The 405-nt window shown below is 41.0% G+C and carries 1 protein-coding gene; it reads left to right on the top strand.

The features are described from left to right. Nucleotides 1-405, top strand: a 405-nt coding sequence (locus KO521_RS11350) for a hypothetical protein (protein ID WP_215940043.1), incomplete at both ends; no start/stop codon positions are given.

Here is a 405-nt window from a genome sequence, read left to right as displayed (position 1 = left end):
CGGAAACAGTGTAACCGTAGCCAAGTCAGATATCACGGATTTAGGTGGCGGTGTATACCAGTTTACAAACGGTGATGGTACGGATGTGACAATTGATACCAATGGCACGTCAATAGATAATGTCATATTAGGTAATCGTATTGCAACGGTTAATGAGGCCGATGGTTCTACCACGGATATCAATGAAACAATTACCAATATCACTGGTACTTCAACTAGTGGAAATGAAATAGGTGTTTACGAAAAGGAAGACGGAACAACGGTTTCCATTCAAGAGAGCATCGTACGAATAGAGGATAATAATGATGGTAACATCACTTTAGTAAATGAAGCCGGAAACAGTGTAACCGTAGCCAAATCAGATATCACGGATTTAGGTGGCGGTCTTTATCGTTTCACCAATGG

Origin of the sequence: Zobellia uliginosa (genome assembly GCF_018860745.1) — a bacterium.
GTDB classification, from domain to species: domain Bacteria; phylum Bacteroidota; class Bacteroidia; order Flavobacteriales; family Flavobacteriaceae; genus Zobellia; species Zobellia uliginosa_B.
This window is presented reverse-complemented; position numbering and strand designations above follow the sequence as displayed.